At 75.5% G+C, this 15,664-nt stretch carries 15 protein-coding genes; 3 read left to right on the top strand and 12 right to left on the bottom strand.

The genetic code is table 11. The features are described from left to right. Window positions 1-5 precede the first annotated feature (5 nt). Together trpS and hisC are read right to left on the bottom strand one after the other, a co-directional pair. On the bottom strand, window positions 6-1,022 hold the full coding sequence (gene trpS / locus BM158_RS05745) for a tryptophan--tRNA ligase (protein ID WP_091555390.1): 1,017 nt from the start codon (window positions 1,020-1,022) through the stop codon (window positions 6-8). A gap of 37 nt (window positions 1,023-1,059) precedes the next feature. Next, window positions 1,060-2,202 carry a histidinol-phosphate transaminase gene (gene hisC, locus BM158_RS05740; protein ID WP_242657454.1) on the bottom strand — a complete coding sequence of 381 codons (1,143 nt, stop codon included), beginning with the start codon at window positions 2,200-2,202 and terminating at the stop codon, window positions 1,060-1,062. Between hisC and galE the strand changes: the two genes are divergently transcribed. After that, window positions 2,201-3,160, top strand: a complete 960-nt coding sequence (gene galE, locus BM158_RS05735; protein ID WP_091555386.1) for a UDP-glucose 4-epimerase GalE — start codon at window positions 2,201-2,203, stop codon at window positions 3,158-3,160. The genes hisC and galE overlap by 2 nt on opposite strands. Here galE and BM158_RS05730 read toward each other — a convergent pair. Beyond that, window positions 3,138-4,451 (bottom strand): hemolysin family protein, encoded by a 1,314-nt coding sequence (locus BM158_RS05730; protein ID WP_091555384.1) that lies wholly within the window; start codon window positions 4,449-4,451, stop codon window positions 3,138-3,140. The genes galE and BM158_RS05730 overlap by 23 nt on opposite strands. Window positions 4,452-4,588: 137 nt before the next feature. On the opposite strand from BM158_RS05730, the gene BM158_RS05725 reads away from it, so the two are divergent. Next, window positions 4,589-5,305 carry a CAP domain-containing protein gene (locus BM158_RS05725; protein WP_091555381.1) on the top strand — a complete coding sequence of 239 codons (717 nt, stop codon included), beginning with the start codon at window positions 4,589-4,591 and terminating at the stop codon, window positions 5,303-5,305. Between the two features lie 84 nt (window positions 5,306-5,389). Here the strand turns inward: BM158_RS05725 and BM158_RS05720 are convergent, their stop codons facing one another. The 5 genes from BM158_RS05720 to BM158_RS05700 all read right to left on the bottom strand — a co-directional run bounded on the left by BM158_RS05720 (window position 5,390) and on the right by BM158_RS05700 (window position 9,900). Continuing rightward, the gene (locus BM158_RS05720; RefSeq protein ID WP_131801976.1) at window positions 5,390-6,271 is read right to left on the bottom strand and encodes an endonuclease domain-containing protein; all 882 of its coding nucleotides are present in this window, start codon (window positions 6,269-6,271) and stop codon (window positions 5,390-5,392) included. Window positions 6,272-6,475: 204 nt separating this feature from the next. Beyond that, window positions 6,476-7,693: an NADP-dependent isocitrate dehydrogenase gene (locus BM158_RS05715; protein ID WP_091555378.1), complete on the bottom strand. Its 1,218-nt coding sequence runs from the start codon at window positions 7,691-7,693 to the stop codon at window positions 6,476-6,478. 32 nt (window positions 7,694-7,725) lie between these two features. After that, entirely contained in the window at window positions 7,726-8,673 is a 948-nt protein-coding gene (locus tag BM158_RS05710; RefSeq protein WP_091555375.1) for a malate dehydrogenase, read from the bottom strand. A gap of 48 nt (window positions 8,674-8,721) precedes the next feature. After that, the gene (locus BM158_RS05705) at window positions 8,722-9,021 is read right to left on the bottom strand and encodes a DUF3017 domain-containing protein (RefSeq protein ID WP_091555373.1); all 300 of its coding nucleotides are present in this window, start codon (window positions 9,019-9,021) and stop codon (window positions 8,722-8,724) included. A gap of 15 nt (window positions 9,022-9,036) precedes the next feature. Then, window positions 9,037-9,900 (bottom strand): bifunctional methylenetetrahydrofolate dehydrogenase/methenyltetrahydrofolate cyclohydrolase, encoded by an 864-nt coding sequence (locus BM158_RS05700; protein WP_091555371.1) that lies wholly within the window; start codon window positions 9,898-9,900, stop codon window positions 9,037-9,039. Window positions 9,901-10,062: 162 nt separating this feature from the next. Between BM158_RS05700 and BM158_RS05695 the strand changes: the two genes are divergently transcribed. Then, window positions 10,063-10,767: a hypothetical protein gene (locus BM158_RS05695; protein WP_229827624.1), complete on the top strand. Its 705-nt coding sequence runs from the start codon at window positions 10,063-10,065 to the stop codon at window positions 10,765-10,767. Here the strand turns inward: BM158_RS05695 and purH are convergent. The 4 genes from purH to BM158_RS21995 form a co-directional block, all read right to left on the bottom strand. Continuing rightward, window positions 10,764-12,314 (bottom strand): bifunctional phosphoribosylaminoimidazolecarboxamide formyltransferase/IMP cyclohydrolase, encoded by a 1,551-nt coding sequence (purH, locus tag BM158_RS05690; protein WP_091555369.1) that lies wholly within the window; start codon window positions 12,312-12,314, stop codon window positions 10,764-10,766. The genes BM158_RS05695 and purH overlap by 4 nt on opposite strands. After that, window positions 12,311-12,904: a phosphoribosylglycinamide formyltransferase gene (gene purN / locus BM158_RS05685; RefSeq protein WP_229827625.1), complete on the bottom strand. Its 594-nt coding sequence runs from the start codon at window positions 12,902-12,904 to the stop codon at window positions 12,311-12,313. Before purN ends, purH begins: the two co-directional genes overlap by 4 nt. A gap of 34 nt (window positions 12,905-12,938) precedes the next feature. Continuing rightward, a complete protein-coding gene (locus BM158_RS05680; protein WP_091555367.1) occupies window positions 12,939-14,114 on the bottom strand; it encodes a cell division protein PerM in 1,176 nt (391 codons plus the stop codon). A gap of 113 nt (window positions 14,115-14,227) precedes the next feature. Further along, complete coding sequence (locus tag BM158_RS21995; protein WP_191328644.1) at window positions 14,228-15,634, bottom strand: hypothetical protein; 1,407 nt, start codon at window positions 15,632-15,634, stop codon at window positions 14,228-14,230. Window positions 15,635-15,664 lie beyond the last annotated feature (30 nt).

Genomic DNA, 15,664 nt, shown 5'->3' with positions numbered 1-15,664 from the left:
CCGGGTCACCGCGCCGCCGCCGGGAGGAACCCGATCCGGTCGTACACCGTGGCCAGGGTGGGGGCGGCGACCTCGCGGGCCTTGACGGCGCCGGCGGCGAGCACCCGCTCGAGCTCGGCGGTGTCGGCCAGCAGCTCGGCGGTGCGGGCCTGCACGGGGGCGAGGGCCTCGACGACGACCTCGGCGAGCTCCTTCTTCAGGTCGCCGTACCCGCGGCCGGCGAAGCGCTCCTCGAGCTGGGCGACGGTCTCCCCGGAGAACGCGGAGTGGATGGTCAGCAGGTTGCTCACCCCGGGCTTGCCCTCGGGGTCGAAGACGATCTCCCGGCCGGTGTCGGTGACGGCGCTGCGGATCCGCTTGCCGATCACCTTGGGGTCGTCGAGCAGGTTGATGCACCCGGCGTCGGGCAGGCTCTTGGACATCTTCTTGTCCGGCTGCTGCAGGTCCAGCACCTTGGCCGCGCCCGGCGGGATGTAGGCCTCGGGCAGCACGAAGGTGTCGCCGTAGCGGCCGTTGAACCGGGTGGCCAGGTCGCGGGTCAGCTCCAGGTGCTGGCGCTGGTCCTCACCGACCGGGACCCGGTGGGCCTGGTAGAGCAGGATGTCGGCGGCCTGGAGCACCGGGTAGGTGAACAGGCCGACGCTGGTGCTGGCCTGCCCCTGCCGGGCCGACTTGTCCTTGAACTGGGTCATCCGGCCGGCCTCGCCGAAGCCGGTCAGGCACTGCAGCACCCAGCCCAGCTGGGCGTGCTCGGGGACGTGGCTCTGCACGAACAGCGCGCTGCGGTCGGGGTCGACCCCCAGGGCCAGCAGCTGCGCGGCCGACACCAGGGTGCGCCGCCGCAGCACCGCGGGGTCCTGCTCGACGGTGATCGCGTGCAGGTCCACCACGCAGTAGAAGGCCTCGTGGTCGGCCTGCATGCTCACCCACTGCCGCAGCGCACCGAGGTGGTTGCCGAGGTGGAAGGAGTCCGCCGTCGGCTGGATGCCGGACAGCACGCGAGGAGCAGGCACGTCCCTCATCGAACCACGCGCCACACCCGCCCCGGGGCGGACCCGCTCAGCGACCCGCGGGCACGCCCGCCGCGACCTCGTCGAACGCGGCGAGGAAGAGGTCGTCCTCCTCGGGCGTGCCGACGGTGACCCGCAGCCCCTCGCCGGCGAAGGGCCGGGTGATGACCGCGCGCGACTCCAGCGCGGCGGCCACCTCCGCGGTGCGCTCGCCCAGCGGCAACCAGACGAAGTTGGCCTGGCTGTCGGCGACGGCCTGGCCCCGCCGGCGCAGCTCGGCGGTGAGCCGGTCGCGCTCGGCGGTCACCTCGGCGACCCGCGCGCGGACCTCCTCCTCGCTGGCCAGCGCGGCGACGGCGGCGGCCTGGGCGACCATCGAGACGCTGAAGGGCACGTGGGTCTTGCGCACCGCCTCGGCGACGCCCGGGTCCTCGGCCAGCAGGTAGCCCACCCGCAGGCCGGCCAGGCCCCAGGCCTTGGAGAACGTGCGCAGCACCGCGACGTTGGGCCGCCCGCGCATGAGCTCGACGCCGTCGGGGACGTCGGGGTCGGTGACGAACTCGCGGTAGGCCTCGTCGAGCACCACCAGCACGTGGTCGGGCACCGCGTCGAGGAAGGCCGAGAGCTCCGCGCGGCGGACCGCCGTCCCGGTGGGGTTGTTGGGGTTGCAGACCAGCAGCACGCGGGTGCTGTCGTCGACGGCGGCCAGCAGCCCGTCGAGGTCGTGCGTGTCCGCCGTCCCGCCGTCGGTGCCCGCGACCAGCGGCACCTGCCGGGAGCCGGCGCCGGCCACCTGGGCCAGCAGCGGGTACATCTCGAAGGACCGCCAGGCGTAGGCCAGGCTCGTGCCGGGCTCCACGTAGGCCTGCGCGACCTGCTGCAGCAGGGTCACCGCGCCGCAGCCGGTGGCCACCTGGGCGACGTCGACCCCGTACCGCTGGGCCAGCGCACCGACGAGGACGCCGGCGGCGTTGTCGGGGTAGCGGTTGGTCTCCCCCGCCACCTGCGAGATGGCGGCCACCACGGCCGGCAGCGGCGGGAACGCCACCTCGTTGCTGGCCAGCTTGACCGCCCGCGGCACGCCGATCTCGCGGGCCAGGTCGGCGGGGTTGCGGCCGGGCCGGTAGGCCGGCAGCGCCGACACCGCTGGACGCGGGCTGACCATGGGGACGCCTCCGTAGGGTGCACGCATGCGAGTTCTCGTCGCCGGTGGAGCCGGCTACATCGGCAGCGTAGTCACGGCGGCCCTGCTCGCCGGTGGTCACGACGTGACCGTGCTGGACGACCTGTCCACCGGTCACGCCGACGCCGTGCCCGAGGGCGCGACCTTCGTGCAGGCGTCGCTGCACGACTCCGCGCCGGTGCTCGCCGACGTCCGCCCCGATGCGGTGCTGCACTTCGCGGCCAAGAGCCTGGTCGGGGTCTCCCAGACCCAGCCGGAGGACTACTGGCACACCAACGTCGGCGGCTCGCTGGCGCTGCTGGAGGCGATGCGCGCCGTGGACTGCCGGCGCATCGTCTTCTCCTCCACCGCGGCCACCTACGGCGAGCCCGAGAGCGTGCCGATCACCGAGGACGCGCCCACCCGGCCGACCAACACCTACGGCGCCTCGAAGCTGGCCGTGGACCACATGCTGACCTCCTACGCCGTCGCCCACCGCTTCGCCGCGGTGAGCCTGCGCTACTTCAACGTGGCCGGCGCCGGGTTCGGCCGCGGCGAGCGGCACGCCACCGAGACCCACCTCATCCCGATCGCGCTGCAGGTCGCCGCGGGCACCCGCGAGGCGATCACCGTCTACGGCGAGGACTACCCCACCCCCGACGGCACCTGCATCCGCGACTACGTGCACGTGCTCGACCTGGCCGACGCCCACCTGCTGGCGCTGCCCGCCCCCGCACCGGGCGAGCACCGGGTCTACAACCTGGGCAACGGCACCGGGTTCAGCGTGCAGCAGGTCGTCGACGCCGTCCGCGAGGTCACCGGCCACCCGGTGCCGGTGGTGGTCGGCGCCCGCCGGGCCGGCGACCCCGCCCAGCTGGTCGCCTCGTCGGCGCGGATCCGGGCCGACCTGGGCTGGGCGCCGCAGCACGCCGAGCTCACCACGATGGTGCGCGACGCCTGGGAGCTCAGCCGGCCGGCGTCGGGCTGACCTCCGCCGGCGGCGCCGGGGACACCGCGATGCGGGCGATCCGGCGGCCGTCGAGCTCGGTCACGGTGAGCACCCGGCCCTCGTGCTCGGCGGTGTCGCCGAGGGCGGGGATGCGGCCCAGCTCGGCCAGCACCCAGCCGGCCACGGTCTCGTAGGGCCCCTCGGGCAGCTCCAGCCCGGTGGCCTCGGCGAAGTCGTCCAGGTTGAGCAGCCCGTCCACGTCGTGCGGCCCCTCGGCCGGCTCGTCGGTCTCCGGGACGGCGTCCTCGTCGTACTCGTCGTAGATCTCCCCGATGACCTCCTCGATGAGGTCCTCCAGGGTCACGATGCCGTCGGTGCCGCCGTACTCGTCGACCACGATCGCCAGGTGCTGGCTCTCCCGGCGCATCTCCGACAGCGCGGTGAGCACCCCCGCCGTCCCCGGCAGCTGCTTGACCTCGCGGGCCAGGTCGCCCACGGTCGCGGCCCGCCCGGCCGGGTGACCGGGCAGCAGCAGGTCGCGCACGTGCACGAAGCCGACGACGTCGTCCTGGGTGCGGCCGACCACCGGGTAGCGGGAGCGGCCGGAGTCGGCGATCAGCTTGGCGGCGCGGCTGGCGGTCAGCGACGCCTCGAGGAAGTCGACCTCGGTGCGCGGGGTCATCACCTCGCGCACCTCGCGGCCCCCGGCCCGGAACACCTCGTCGATGAGGCGGCGCTCGTCGGTGGACAGCGACTCGTGGGCGGCGACCAGGTCGCGCAGCTCCTCCTGGCTGATCGACTCCCCGCTCTGCTTGGGGTCCCCGCCCAGCAGCCGGACCAGCAGGTCGGTGGAGCGGGACAGCAGCCAGATCACCGGCCGGAAGACCGCGGCGATGCGGTTCAGCGGGCCGGCGACGACCAGGGAGAAGCCCTCGGCGCGCTGCAGGGCCAGCCGCTTCGGCGTCAGCTCCCCGACCACCAGCGACAGGTAGCTGATCGCGATGGTGACCAGCACGAAGCTCAGCGGGTCGGCCACGCCCTGCGGCAGGCCCAGCGAGGTCAGCCAGTCGCCCAGCGGCTCGGACAGCGTGCTGGCGCCGAAGGCCGCGGAGAAGAAGCCGGCCAGGGTGACCCCGACCTGCACGGCGGCGAGGAACCGGTTGGGGTCACCGAGCAGCTTGGACAGCGCCCGGCCGCGGCTGCCGCGCTCGCCGAGCGCCCGCACCTGCGACTCCCGCAGCGAGACCAGCGCGATCTCGGCGCCGGCGAACGCTCCGCCGATCAGCACGAAGACGACGACCATGACGATGTTGAGCCAGACGTCGCTCACCGGCGGCGTGCTCCTTCTGCGGGGTTGGTGGGGCGGGGTCCCAGGATCGCGGGTCCCGTGCGGAGGGTCCAACCGGCAACGTCGGCCCGGTCCCGGACGTTCCGCAGCGGGGTGCCCGGCGGCTACGGTGGTCGGCCATGACCGGAGCGCGACGGCACCGTCACCGCCCGCAGGCCCGACGCTGGTGGCCCGCCGCGGTCGTCCTCGCGGTGCTGGCCGTCGTCGGGGGCGGCTGGTGGCTGCTGCCCGGGTCCGCCGACCCGGTGCCCGCGGCGGCGACCACCGCCGAGGTGACGCCCCCCACCTCGACGACGGCGCCCAGCACCACCGTGCCGGCGCCGACCACGACCGCACCGACCACCGCGACGTCCGCGCCGCCGACCACCACCCCCGTGCCCACCACCACCGCGGCCCCTCCCCCGCCGACCCCGGCCCCGGCGCCGACCCCCGCACCCGCCCCGGCTGCGCCCGCCGCCGACCCCGGTGCCGAGGGCGAGGTCGTCGCGCTGGTGAACGCGGAGCGGGCCGCGGCGGGGTGCGGGCCGGTGGCGTCCGACGCCGGGCTGGCCGGGGTGGCCCGGGCGCACAGCGCCGACATGCGCGACCGCGGGTACTTCAGCCACACCACGCCCGAGGGCCGCTCGCCCTGGGACCGGGCCGCCGCGGCCGGGGTGCCGGGCGCCTCGGCGGAGAACATCGCGCAGGGCCACGGCGACGCGGCGTCGGTGATGGCCGGCTGGATGGACAGCCCCGGCCACCGGGCCAACATCCTGGACTGCGCCAACACCCGCCTGGGCGTCGGCGTCGCCCAGGGCGCCGGCGGCCCCTGGTGGACCCAGCTCTTCGGCCGCTGACCCCCTCCGCTCCGCCCACCGGTGTCGGGGACATCGGGCCCTGCCGCTCCTACCGGACCCCGATGTCCCCGACACCGGGGGACGTCAGCGGAGCGCGACGAGCGCGCGGAGGCGGGCGACGACCTCCTCGGGACGGCGGAGGTCCGCCGCGGTGAGGTGGAGCACCAGCCAACCCGCCTCCGTCAGCCGGTTCAGCCGTCGGCGGTCCTTCGCCAGCTGGCCGCCCTCGCCGTGCCAGGCGCCGTCGTACTCGACCGCGATGCGCAGCTCCGGCAGTGCGAGGTCGACGCGGGCCACCCACCGCCCGTCGTCGTCGCGCACCTCGAACTGCGGGACGACGGTGAAACCGGCCTGGCTCAGGACCACGCGGGTCCGCGACTCCTGCGGGGACTCGGCGCGCCGGTCCGCGAGCTGCACGGCCTGCACCGCCCGCCGGGCACCCGGTCCGGTTCCGAGCCCGGCGACCCGCGTCCGCAGCTCGGCGTGCTGCACGACGTCGCGGGCGAGCAGGAGGTCGACGAGCACCACCGCCTCCAGCGTGGGCTCCCAGCGGGCGACGTCCGACGCCGTCCGCAGGCCGGTGGTGAAGCGCAGCCCCCGGAGCTCGGTGACGTCGACTGGATCAACGACGCCCTGACGGACGCGGAGACCGGTCACCGGCCCGAACCGGCGATCCCGCGGCACCAGCACCTCGACCGGCGTCGCCGCGTCGGCCGCCTCCCTGACCCCGAGCAACCACGCCGCGCTGCGCCCGGCGACCACCGCGGCCGGCGGGAGCACCAGGCGCGCCGCGGCCAGCCGGAGGCCGTGGGTGTCGGCGAGCCCGGCATCGGCGTAGACCCCGCGCATCACCCGCCGCCAGGCCGCACTGCGCAGCTGCTCCGGGGTGAGCCACCCGCGCTCGCGCGCCGTCCGGCCGAGGAAGACCCTTCCGACCAGGTGGGCGGGGCGATGGGCGGGGGGCACGGCCGAAGCCTCCCCCGGTGACGGGCCCGGACCCGGGTTGTCCACAGGCCACCGGTCGGTCCCCCACCGATGTCGGGGACATCGGGGCACATCGTGGATCCCAGACCCCGATGTCCCCGACATCGGGCCAGCCCCACGGCGCCCGGACGTGCGACGGCCCCCCTCCCGCGGTGCGGGAGGGGGGCCGTCGGGGCGTGCGGTGGATCAGGCGGCCATGGCCTTCTGCAGATTGGCGTCGATCGCGGCGAGGAAGTCCTGCGTGGTCAGCCAGGGCGCGTCCTTGCTGATCAGCAGGGCGAGGTCCTTGGTCATCTGACCACCCTCGACCGTCTCGATGCAGACCCGCTCGAGGGTCTCGGCGAACTCGGTCACCTCGGGGGTGCCGTCGAGCTTGCCGCGGTGGGCCAGGCCCCGGGTCCAGGCGAAGATCGACGCGATCGGGTTCGTCGAGGTCTCCTTGCCCTGCTGGTGCTGGCGGTAGTGCCGGGTCACCGTGCCGTGGGCGGCCTCGGCCTCGACGGTCTTGCCGTCCGGGGTGGCCAGCACCGAGGTCATCAGGCCCAGCGAGCCGAAGCCCTGCGCCACGGTGTCGGACTGCACGTCGCCGTCGTAGTTCTTGCAGGCCCAGACGTAGCCGCCCTCCCACTTGAGGTTGGCCGCGACCATGTCGTCGATGAGGCGGTGCTCGTAGGTGATGCCGGCGGCGTCGAACTTCTCCTTGAACTCCGCGTCGAACACCTCCTGGAAGATGTCCTTGAAGCGGCCGTCGTAGGCCTTGAGGATCGTGTTCTTCGTCGACAGGTACACCGGGTAGTTGCGCGCCAGGCCGTAGTTCAGCGAGGCGCGGGCGAAGTCCCGGATCGAGTCGTCGAGGTTGTACATCGACAGCGAGACGCCGGCGCCCGGGGCCTGGAAGACCTCGCGCTCGATCGGCTCGGAGCCGTCCTCGGGGGTGAAGACGACCTTCAGGGTGCCGGCCGAGGGGAACTTGAAGTCGGTGGCGCGGTACTGGTCGCCGTAGGCGTGGCGGCCGACGATGATCGGCTTGGTCCAGCCCGGCACCAGGCGCGGCACGTTCTGCATGATGATCGGCTCGCGGAAGATGACGCCGCCGAGGATGTTGCGGATCGTGCCGTTCGGGGAGCGCCACATCTGCTTGAGGCCGAACTCCTCCACCCGCGCCTCGTCGGGGGTGATGGTGGCGCACTTGACGCCGACGCCGTGCTTCTTGATGGCGTTGGCCGCGTCGATGGTGACCTGGTCGTCGGTGGCGTCCCGGTGCTCCATGCCCAGGTCGTAGTACTCGAGGTCGACGTCGAGGTACTTGAGGATCAGCTCGTCCTTGATGAACTGCCAGATGATCCGGGTCATCTCGTCGCCGTCGAGCTCGACGACCGTGCCCTTGACCTTGATCTTGCTCACGTGGTGGTGATCCCTCTCTGTTGGAGGCCGACTCAGAGGTCGGCCACGTCGGCCTGCTTGGCCCGTACGGCCTCGGCTGCCTCGCGCAGCCCGGCCAGCTCGTCGTCGGTGAGGTCGCCCTCGACCACCCGACGGACACCCTCGCGGCCGATCTCGGCCTCGACCCCCAGGTACACCCCGGAGATCCCGTACTCGCCGTCGACCCACGCGCACACCGGCATCACGGCGCCTGCGTCCTCGATGACCGCCTTGGCCATCCGCGCCGCCGCCGCGGACGGCGCGTAGTAGGCCGACCCGGTCTTGAGCAGCGCGACCACCTCGGCCCCGCCGTTGCGGGTGCGGTCGACCAGGTGCGCGATGCGGTCGGCGTCCATGACGTCGGCCAGCGGCTTGCCGTCGACGGTGCAGCGGCTGGGCACCGGCACCATCGTGTCGCCGTGGCTGCCCAGCGTCAGCGTGCGCACCGAGGCGGTGGGGACGCCGAGCTCGCGGGCCACGTTGTCGGTGAACCGGGCGGTGTCGAGCATGCCGGCCTGGCCCATCACCCGCTGCGTGGGGAACCCGGTGGCCAGCTGGGCCAGCGCGGTCATCTCGTCCAGCGGGTTGCTCACCACGATGACGACGGCGTCCGGGGAGGTGCGGGCGACGTTCTCGGCCACCTCGCGCACGATCCCGGCGTTGGTCTCGATCAGGTCCATCCGGCTCATGCCGGGCTTGCGGGGCAGCCCCGCGGTGACCACGACGACGTCGGAGCCCTCGGTGCCCTCGTAGGACCCGCCGCCGACGCCGACGACCTCGGTCTCGAAGCCCTCGATGGACCGCGACTGGTTGATGTCCAGGGCCAGGCCCTCGGGGCGGCCCTCCAGGATGTCGGTGAGCACGACGGTGCCCACGACGTCGTACTGCGCCAGACGGAGTGCGGTGGTGGAGCCGTAGAAGCCGGAACCCACCACGGTGATCTTGCCGGGCTTCGTCGCCATGGTCGCCAACCTAGCGCCGGGGCCGGTCGCCTGCGCCCCCGGGCCCGCTCAGCCCTGGGGGATCGCCAGCGCGACCAGGGCCAGGGTCAGGCCGGCGGAGGTCGTGAGGACGACGTCGGTGGTGGTGCTGCGCACGGCCAGGAACCCCAGCCGGCGCACCGGCAGCAGCATCCGCAGCACCCCGGCCCCGACCAGCGCGAGGCCGACGACGACCAGCCCGCGCCGCCAGTTGCCGGCGGTCACCATCAGCAGGCCGACCGCGACCACCACCAGCACCGCGGTCAGCGGCAGCTGGCGCAGCACCCCGGCCAGGACCGGCCGGCGGGTGTACAGCGGGGTGCGGGCCACGGCGTCCTCCCGGTCTCAGGCCACCACGGGGGCGGCGGCCCGCTCGGCGAGGGTCACCACGTTGGACAGCAGCATCGCCCGGGTCATCGGCCCCACCCCGCCGGGGTTGGGGGCGACGTGGCCGGCGACGTCCACCACGTCCGCGGCGACGTCCCCGGCGATCTTCCCGTCGACCCGGCTGACGCCGACGTCGAGGACGGCGGCCCCCGGCTTCACCATGTCGCCGGTGACCAGCCCCGGGACGCCGGCCGCGGCGACGACGACGTCGGCGGTGCGGGTGTGCGCGGCCAGGTCCCGGGTGCCGGTGTGGCACAGGGTCACCGTGGCGTTCTCGGTGCGCCGGGTGAGCAACAGGCCCAGCGGACGGCCCACGGTCACCCCGCGGCCGACCACCACGACCTCCGCGCCGGCCAGCGGCACGTCGTACCGGCGCAGCAGCTCGACGATGCCCAGCGGGGTGCACGGCAGGGAACCGGGGATGCCCAGCACCAGCCGGCCGAGGTTGGTCGGGTGCAGGCCGTCGGCGTCCTTGTCGGGGTCGACGGCCTCCAGGACGGCGGCCTCGGACACCTGGCGCGGCAGCGGCAGCTGCACGATGTAGCCGGTGCAGGCCGGGTCGGCGTTGAGCTCGGCGACGACGGCGAGGACGTCGGCCTGCGAGGCGTCGGCGGGCAGCTCGCGCTGGATGCTGGCGATGCCCACCTGGGCGCAGTCCTTGTGCTTGGCGTCGACGTACCACCGGCTGCCCGGGTCGTCGCCGACCAGCAGGGTGCCCAGACCCGGGCGCCGGCCCGCCGCGGCCAGCGCCGCCACCCGCTCGGTGAGCTCGGTGCGGATGGTGGCCGCGGTCGCCTTGCCGTCCAGTCGCGTCGCCGTCACGCCGCCCATCCTGCCGCACCGGCCTCGCCGCACGTCCCGGCGACGGTGAGGAGCTGGGACGGCGTCGTCCCCGGGCCCGGCGGCGCGCGGAGCGCGTCGTGGGTGAGGACGAGGTCCTTCTTCTAGGCTCGGGCACCGACCGGTTGCCGCCGAGGAGGACCCATGAGCCAGTCCGACGACCGCACCCGGGCCTTCCCCGCCGCCGGGTCCGGACCCGCCCACCCCGAGCCCGCCCGCTCCGAGCCCGCCCGTCCGGACCTCGCCGACCAGCAGACCACCGAGGTCCACCCGGTGGCCCCGCTGCGGCAGGAGACCGCACCGGCGCCCGTTGCCCCCCGGCCGGCCCCGCAGCCCGAGCCCCCGGTGCAGACCTGGCGGCCGCCGGCCGACCAGGCCACCGCCCCCGCCTGGTCCACCAAGCCGGTCGCGGTCCGCCGCGCGGACTCCTTCGGCGCGCTGTGCCTGCTGCTGGCCGGGGTGGCCGCCGCGCTGAGCCTGCTGCTGCCCTGGGTGCCCGACGGCGCCACCGGGCTGGAGCTGGCCCGCCGGGTGGTCGAGCAGGCCCGCACCGGCTGGACCGGCCTGTTCGACACCGGCCTGTGGCAGCCGGGTGCGGTGCTGGCCGGCGGGGCGGTGCTGTTCCTGCTCGGTCTGCTGCTGCTCGTGCCGGCGCGCGCGCACCGCTTCCTCGGCCTGCTCGCGCTGCTGGTCGCCGGCCTGGTGGTGGCCGCCGTCCTGGTGCCGCTGGCCGGCCGGGCGTGGCAGCCCGGCCGGTTCGACGTCGGCTTCTGGTTCGCGATGGGCGTCGCCGGGCTGGGTGTGCTCGGCGCGCTCAAGGCCCTGCTGACGGGCCGCAGGCTCCGCTAGTGCGCGAAGTGGCGGGTGCCGGTCAGGTACAGCGCCACGCCCGCCTCGGCGGCGGCCGCGACGACCTCCTCGTCGCGCACCGACCCGCCGGGCTGCACGACGGCGGTGACCCCGGCGTCCAGCAGCACCTGCAGCCCGTCGGCGAAGGGGAAGAAGGCGTCCGAGGCCGCGACCGACCCGGTGGCCCGCTCCCCCGCCCGCTGCACGGCCAGCCGGGCGGCGTCCACCCGGTTGACCTGGCCCATGCCGACACCGACCGTGGCGCCGTCGGCGGCCAGCAGGATGGCGTTGGACTTCACCGCGCGCACCGCCCGCCAGGCGAAGGCCAGGTCGTCGAGGGTGGCGGCGTCGACCGGTGAGCCGGTGGCCAGCGTCCAGGTCGAGGGGTCGTCGCCCTCGGCCGCGACCCGGTCGACCTGCTGCACCAGCAGCCCGCCGCTGACCGGGCGCAGCTCGAGCGCGGCGGCCTCCGCGGCCTCGGGCATGCGCAGCAGCCGGACGTTCTTCTTGCGGGTGAGCACCTCGACGGCGTCCTCGGTGAACGACGGCGCGACGACGACCTCGGTGAACACCTCGGCGATCTGCTCGGCGGTGGACAGGTCGACCTCGCGGTTGGCCGCGATCACGCCGCCGAAGGCCGAGACGGGGTCGCAGGCGTGCGCCCGGCGGTGGGCCTGCGCGAGGTCGGTGCCGACCGCGATGCCGCACGGGTTGGCGTGCTTGATGATCGCCACGCAGGGGGCGTCGTGGTCGTGCGCGGCCCGCCAGGCGGCGTCGGTGTCGACGTAGTTGTTGTAGGACATCTGCTTGCCGTGCAGCTGCTCGGCGTGCGCGAGGCCGGGCCGGTCGCCCCGGTAGAGCGCGGCGGCCTGGTGCGGGTTCTCCCCGTAGCGCAGCACGTCCGCCCGCTCCCACGCCGCGCCGGTCCAGGCCGGGAAGCCGGACTCGTCGGGGGCGACGACGTCGCCCAGCCACGAGGCGACGGCGATGTCGTAGGAGGCGGTGTGCCGGAACGCGTCGGTGGCCAACCGCCGCCGCTGGTCGAGGGTGGTGCCGCCGGCCCGGACGGCGTCGAGCACCTCCGCGTAGCGGGCGGGGTCGACGACGACTGCGACCGACGGGTGGTTCTTCGCCGCGGCCCGCACCATCGCCGGCCCGCCGATGTCGATCTGCTCGATGCACTCGTCGGGCGTCGCGCCCGAGGCCACGGTCTCCCGGAACGGGTAGAGGTTGACCACGACCAGGTCGATCGCGGCGATGCCGAGGTCCTCGAGCTGGCGGACGTGGTCGGCCTTGCGCCGGTCGGCCAGGATCCCCGCGTGCACCCCCGGGTGCAGCGTCTTGACCCGGCCGTCCAGGCACTCGGGGAAGCCGGTGACCTGCTCGACGGGGGTGACCGGGATGCCGGCCTCGGCGATCCGGCGGGCGGTGGCGCCGGTGCTGACCAGCTCGACGCCGGCCTCGACCAGCCCGCGGGCGAGGTCCTCGACGCCGGACTTGTCGTAGACGCCCAGCAGGGCACGGCGGACGGGGGTGCGATCGGTCACGGGGCGCTGCTCCTTGGGGAGGTGGTGAGGGAGACGAGGGTGTCGACGAGCAGCACCCGCTCGACGGCCTTGATCCGGTCGTGCAGCCGCTGCTCGTCGTCGTCGGGCAGCACGGGCACGGGGGTCTGGGCGAGCACCGGTCCGGTGTCGAGCCCGGCGTCCACGAGGTGCACGGTGGCGCCGGTGGCGGCGACCCCGGCGGCCAGGGCGTCGCGCACCGCGTGCGCACCGGGGAAGGACGGCAGCAGGGCCGGGTGGGTGTTGACCAGCCGGCCGCCGAACGCGGCGAGCACCGCCGGGCCGAGCAGCTTCATGAACCCGGCGCACACGACCCAGTCGGGTCGGTGGTCGGCGATGCGCTCGGCCAGGGCGGCGTCCCAGGCGGCGCGGTCGGGGTGGTCGCGCAGCCCGACGACGAAGGTGGGCAGGTCGCGCTCGCGGGCAGCGGCCAGGCCGGGGGCCTCGCGGTCGGCCCCGACGGCGACGACGTCGAAGGAGGGCTCGCCGGCGGCCAGCAGCGCCGCGCACAGCGTGCCCGCGCCGGAGATCAGCACCACCACCCGGGCGGGGGGCGGGGAGTCCGGGGACACGTACCGGGAGGCTACCCGGCGGCCCCCGGCCCGCTCAGCGTCGCCAGCGGGTGACCGCGGCGGCCAGCGCGGCGGCCAGCCCCGCCTGGGCGGCGGTCGCGAGCCCGGTGGCCAGGGCGGGCGCCCCGACCTCGGCCAGCCCGCCGGCCCCCAGCGCCCCGCCCCCGGCCAGCGCCAGCAGCCCGGCGGCGATGCCGACGCCCACGCCGGTCACCACGCCCCACAGCGCAGCGGTGACCGAGCCGCCGTCGCGGTCGGACAGCCCGCGGGCGGTGGCGGTGCCGGCGACCAGCCCCGCCAGGGCGGGCAGCGCCTGGGCCAGGAAGGCCAGCAGGGGCACGGCCTGGGTGTCGGGCAGCGCGGCCAGCAACGGCAGCGCGGGGACGGCGCCGAGGGTGACCCCGCTGGTGGACACCAGGGTGCCCGCGCCGACGGCGAACCCGGGCCCGGCGGCCAGGCCGAGCACGGCGGCGGCGGCGTTGGGCAGCAGCAGCGCGGACAGGCCCACGAGGCCGACCGCGCCGGCGCCGGCCCCGCCCAGGCTGGTGGCCAGCGCGGCGACCCCGCCGACGTCGCCGACCAGCGCGACGGCGACCACGGCGAGGGCCAGGGCGAGGGCGGTCAGGGTGCCGGCGAGCACGCCGCGGGCCAGCGCCCGGCCCGGGCCCGGGAAGCGGTCGAGCAGCTCCCCCGCCGTCCCGGACTCCCGGCCGGCGCCCCAGGCCGTGGCCAGCAGCGCGAGGAGCAGCCCCCCGGCCGCCAGCCGCAGGAAGTCGACGCCGGCGGCGGGGTCGTCGACGGCCAGGCCGAGCAGGAGGGCGAGCACGAGGTGGGTGCCGGTCGCGGCGGCGACGACGACGCCGACCGGCCCGGCGCCGGCGACGTCGCGCTGGGCGACCACCCAGCGGACGGCCTGGGAGCACCCCCAGGCCGCCACCGCCGTGAGCACGAGCGGGGCCAGCGCCACGGGGCCGCCGGCCAGCTGCAGGGACGCCCCGTGGGCAAGCAGCCAGAGCCGGACGGCGAGCGCCAGGTCTTCACCCACCGACAGGCCGCCGTCGGGGTCCAGGGCGCCGACCACCACGAGCGCCAGGGTCAGCACCAGCAGACCCACCACGGTCACGGCGGCGGTGGCGGCCGCGGCCAGCGCGGGGGCGGGGAGCCGGTCGGTCGCGCCGCGGAGCGGGAGTCGGGTCGGGAGCGGGCGCACGCCCCCACTCTCCCAAGCCCGCCGCGGGAGGCCGCGCCGAACCCGCCGGGGAACGGCGAGACCCGCCCCGGCGGGTGCCGGAGCGGGTCTCGGGTGGTGCTGCGCGGTGCGGGTCAGGACCCGGCGGGCTCGTCGCCGTCGGTGCCCCGGTCGCGGTCGCCGCCGGCCGCCGGGGGCGGCGGCGGGGTGGTGCCGGCCGCGTAGGTCGGCGGGGCCGGCGGCGGGCCGGACGGCGTCGAGCTCCAGCCGCCGGCCGCGGACCCGGCCGAGGACGCCGACGACCCGGTCGAGCCGTAGGACGACGGGGAGGACGACGGGGACTGCGGCGCGGACGGGGTGGCGGACTGGCCCCACCCGCCCTGCTGCTGGCCGGGCTGGCCCGGGGTGCCCTGGCCGTAGCCGCCCGAGGACGGGCCGCCCTGACCGGGCTGCTGGCCGTAGCCGGAGGACTGCTGGGGCGAGCCCCACCCGCCGGGCTGGCCCTGCGACGACCCGTAGCCCTGGCCCGGCTGGCCCTGCTGGCCCTGCTGGCCCTGCTGGCCCTGCTGGCCGTAGCCCTGGGCCGACTGGCCCTGCGACTGGCCGTAACCGTGCTGACCCTGCTGGCCGTGCTGGCCCTGCTGGCCCTGCTGGCCCTGCTGGCCCTGCTGGCCGTAGCCCTGCGGGGAGCCCTGCCCGGGGCCGCCGTGACCGGGCTGGCCGAACTGGGGCGCGGGCTGGTTGGCCCACGAGGCCGCGTTGGCCACGCCGCCGGGCAGCGCGGGCTTGTTCTTCAGCTCCGGCAGCAGGCCGAGCACCGCGAAGGCCAGCGCCGCGGCCGACACCAGGAAGGTGAGCAGCGCGAAGACGCTGAACCCGGCGGAGAAGGTCTGGATCCACTCGATGAGGGTCAGCAGGAAGGCCAACCCGGTGAGCCCGACGGTGACGAAGCTGCGGGGGAAGCCGAGCTTGAGGTCGGTGACGGCCGGCAGCAGCGCCCAGACGGCGGCGGCGAGCAGCAGGATGAAGGAGAAGATGATCAGGCCGGACTCGAAGCCGTTGACGCTGTAGCTGTAGCCGAACCCGAAGTCGCCGCTGAACCACGGCAGCAGCGCGAACAGCAGGTAGAGCAGTGCGCTGCCGGCGACGACGTAGTCGCCGAGCTTGAGCTTCTTCAGGTCCAGCCCGCCGCCGCCCTGGCCGGGCTGCTGACCGAAGCCGGGCTGGCCGTAGGGCTGGCCGTGACCGGGCTGGCCGGGCTGGCCGTAGCCGCCCTGCTGGCCGTAGCCACCCTGCTGCTGCCCGTAGGGGGGCTGGCCGTACCCGGACTGACCCGGCTGCTGCTGGCCCGGCTGGCCGTAGGAGGGCTGCTGCCCGTACGACGGCTGCTGGCCGTACCCGGGCTGACCGGACTGCCCCGGCTGACCGGACTGCCCCGGCTGCCCGTAGCCGCCCTGGGACTGTCCGTAGCCGGGCTGCTGACCGTAGCCGGGCTGACCCTGCCCGGGACCCCCGGTCTGGTCGGGTCCGCTGCTCGTCATCGCTCGACTTCTCCCCTGCGTGGTTCCGGT

Source organism: Klenkia taihuensis (assembly GCF_900112525.1).
Taxonomy (GTDB): Bacteria; Actinomycetota; Actinomycetes; order Mycobacteriales; family Geodermatophilaceae; genus Klenkia; species Klenkia taihuensis.
Note: the sequence above shows the minus strand (reverse complement) of the source record. Positions and strands in the feature narration are given on the sequence as shown.

Excerpts from the sequence above, each read along its gene's own strand:
- galE (WP_091555386.1), top strand. The coding sequence starts at position 2,201 with ATGCGAGTTCTCGTCGCCGGTGGAGCCGGCTACATCGGCAGCGTAGTC.
- trpS (WP_091555390.1), bottom strand. The coding sequence starts at position 1,022 with ATGAGGGACGTGCCTGCTCCTCGCGTGCTGTCCGGCATCCAGCCGACG.
- BM158_RS21995 (WP_191328644.1), bottom strand. The coding sequence starts at position 15,634 with ATGACGAGCAGCGGACCCGACCAGACCGGGGGTCCCGGGCAGGGTCAG.
- BM158_RS05695 (WP_229827624.1), top strand. The coding sequence starts at position 10,063 with ATGAGCCAGTCCGACGACCGCACCCGGGCCTTCCCCGCCGCCGGGTCC.
- BM158_RS05725 (WP_091555381.1), top strand. The coding sequence starts at position 4,589 with ATGACCGGAGCGCGACGGCACCGTCACCGCCCGCAGGCCCGACGCTGG.
- hisC (WP_242657454.1), bottom strand. The coding sequence starts at position 2,202 with ATGCGTGCACCCTACGGAGGCGTCCCCATGGTCAGCCCGCGTCCAGCG.
- BM158_RS05710 (WP_091555375.1), bottom strand. The coding sequence starts at position 8,673 with ATGGCGACGAAGCCCGGCAAGATCACCGTGGTGGGTTCCGGCTTCTAC.